The sequence below is a fragment of the Acinetobacter sp. WCHA39 genome (assembly GCF_002165385.1).
Taxonomy (GTDB): Bacteria; Pseudomonadota; Gammaproteobacteria; order Pseudomonadales; family Moraxellaceae; genus Acinetobacter.
The window spans coordinates 2,307-5,496 of the sequence record NZ_NHRP01000064.1; the positions used below are offsets into that span (position 1 = coordinate 2,307).

At 50.0% G+C, this 3,190-nt stretch carries 2 rRNA genes; both read left to right on the plus strand.

Annotated features, from left to right (window positions below):
* Positions 1-20: 20 nt before the first annotated feature.
* Positions 21-2,912: ribosomal RNA gene (locus tag CDG56_RS16385) — 23S ribosomal RNA — on the plus strand.
* Between the two features lie 195 nt (positions 2,913-3,107).
* Positions 3,108-3,190, plus strand: a 5S ribosomal RNA gene (gene rrf, locus CDG56_RS16390); the annotation flags it as partial.

A 3,190-nucleotide genomic window follows, 5' to 3' on the forward strand; every position in this document is an offset into this window, starting at 1 on the left:
ACGACTGTTTGGGGTTGTATAGTCAAGTAATTAAGTGCATGTGGTGGATGCCTTGGCAGTCAGAGGCGATGAAAGACGTAATAGCCTGCGAAAAGCTCCGGGGAGGCGGCAAATATCCTGTGATCCGGAGATTTCTGAATGGGGGAACCCACCCGCTATAAGGCGGGTATCATAAGCTGAATACATAGGCTTATGAAGCGAACGAGGGGAAGTGAAACATCTCAGTACCCTTAGGAAAAGAAATCAATTGAGATTCCCTTAGTAGCGGCGAGCGAACGGGGATCAGCCCATTAAGTTGTGTGTGTTCTAGTGGAACGCTCTGGGAAGTGCGAACGTAGAGGGTGATATTCCCGTACACGAAAGGGCACACACAATGATGACGAGTAGGGCGAGGCACGTGAAACCTTGTCTGAATATGGGGGGACCATCCTCCAAGGCTAAATACTCCTGACTGACCGATAGTGAACCAGTACCGTGAGGGAAAGGCGAAAAGAACCCCTGTGAGGGGAGTGAAATAGATCCTGAAACCGCATGCATACAAGCAGTGGGAGCCGACTTGTTCGGTGACTGCGTACCTTTTGTATAATGGGTCAGCGACTTACATTCAGTAGCAAGGTTAACCGTATAGGGGAGCCGTAGAGAAATCGAGTCTTAATAGGGCGTTTAGTTGCTGGGTGTAGACCCGAAACCAGGCGATCTATCCATGAGCAGGTTGAAGGTTGGGTAACACTAACTGGAGGACCGAACCCACTGTCGTTGAAAAGCCAGGGGATGACTTGTGGATAGGGGTGAAAGGCTAATCAAGCCTGGTGATAGCTGGTTCTCCCCGAAAGCTATTTAGGTAGCGCCTCGGACGAATACCATTGGGGGTAGAGCACTGTTTCGGCTAGGGGGTCATCCCGACTTACCAAACCGATGCAAACTCCGAATACCAATGAGTACTATCCGGGAGACAGACTGCGGGTGCTAACGTCCGTAGTCAAGAGGAAAACAATCCAGACCGCCAGCTAAGGCCCCAAAATCATAGTTAAGTGGGAAACGATGTGGGAAGGCATAGACAGCTAGGAGGTTGGCTTAGAAGCAGCCACCCTTTAAAGAAAGCGTAATAGCTCACTAGTCGAGTCGGCCTGCGCGGAAGATGTAACGGGGCTAAAACTATGTGCCGAAGCTGCGGATGTATACTTAGTATACGTGGTAGGGGAGCGTTCTGTAAGCCGATGAAGGTGTATTGAGAAGTATGCTGGAGGTATCAGAAGTGCGAATGCTGACGTGAGTAACGACAAAACGGGTGAAAAACCCGTTCGCTGAAAGACCAAGGGTTCCAGTCCAACGTTAATCGGGGCTGGGTGAGTCGACCCCTAAGGCGAGGCCGAGAGGCGTAGTCGATGGGAAATTGGTTAATATTCCAATACTTCTGTGTAATGCGATGAGAGGACGGAGAAGGTTAAGTCAGCCTGGCGTTGGTTGTCCAGGTGGAAGGTTGTAGGCATGTATCTTAGGCAAATCCGGGGTACTCTATGCTGAGAACTGATAGCAAGCTGTACTTGTACAGTGAAGTGGCTGATACCATGCTTCCAGGAAAAGTCTCTAAGCTTCAGTTACACAGGAATCGTACCCGAAACCGACACAGGTGGTCAGGTCGAGTAGACCAAAGCGCTTGAGAGAACTCTGCTGAAGGAACTAGGCAAAATGGTACCGTAACTTCGGGAGAAGGTACGCTGCTGACGGTGATGGGACTTGCTCCCTGAGCTATTGGCAGCCACAGAAACCAGGCCGCTGCAACTGTTTATTAAAAACATAGCACTCTGCAAACACGAAAGTGGACGTATAGGGTGTGATGCCTGCCCGGTGCTGGAAGGTTAATTGATGGGGTTAGCGTAAGCGAAGCTCTTGATCGAAGCCCCAGTAAACGGCGGCCGTAACTATAACGGTCCTAAGGTAGCGAAATTCCTTGTCGGGTAAGTTCCGACCTGCACGAATGGCATAATGATGGCGGCGCTGTCTCCAGCAGAGGCTCAGTGAAATCGAAATCGCTGTGAAGATGCAGTGTACCCGCGGCTAGACGGAAAGACCCCGTGAACCTTTACTGCAGCTTGACATTGAACTTTGACCTTACTTGTGTAGGATAGGTGGGAGGCTTTGAAGTTGGAACGCTAGTTCCAATGGAGCCGTCCTTGAAATACCACCCTGGTAATGTTGAGGTTCTAACTCTGCCCCGTAATCCGGGGCGAGGACCATGTCTGGTGGGTAGTTTGACTGGGGCGGTCTCCTCCTAAAGAGTAACGGAGGAGTACGAAGGTGCGCTCAGCGTGGTCGGAAATCACGCGTAGAGTATAAAGGCAAAAGCGCGCTTAACTGCGAGACCCACAAGTCGAGCAGGTACGAAAGTAGGTCTTAGTGATCCGGTGGTTCTGTATGGAAGGGCCATCGCTCAACGGATAAAAGGTACTCTGGGGATAACAGGCTGATACCGCCCAAGAGTTCATATCGACGGCGGTGTTTGGCACCTCGATGTCGGCTCATCTCATCCTGGGGCTGAAGCAGGTCCCAAGGGTATGGCTGTTCGCCATTTAAAGAGGTACGCGAGCTGGGTTTAGAACGTCGTGAGACAGTTCGGTCCCTATCTACCGTGGGCGCTGGAAATTTGAGAGGATCTGCTCCTAGTACGAGAGGACCAGAGTGGACGAACCTCTGGTGTACCGGTTGTGACGCCAGTCGCATCGCCGGGTAGCTATGTTCGGAAGGGATAACCGCTGAAAGCATCTAAGCGGGAAGCCTACCTCAAGATAAGATTTCCCTAGGAATTTATTCCTCTAAAGAGCCGTTCGAGACTAGGACGTTGATAGGTTGGGTGTGGAAGCACGGTGACGTGTGAAGCTGACCAATACTAATTGCTCGTGAGGCTTGACTATACAACACCCAAACAGTTGTTGTATTCAAGATAAATTCAATACACAACTTGATTTAGTGTGAAAACTAGTTAAAATGCTGAACACAAAGTTAGACTCAATATCTAATCCGTTAATAACTCTTTGGTTCGTAAGTAAGGCAGACATGAAGTGAGAACACAACATGATCAATAAGACCCCAAAACACCACAACAGTTTGCTGGCGACAATAGCAAGAGTGAACCACCTGATCCCTTCCCGAACTCAGAAGTGAAACCTCTTAGCGCTGATGGTAGTGTGGC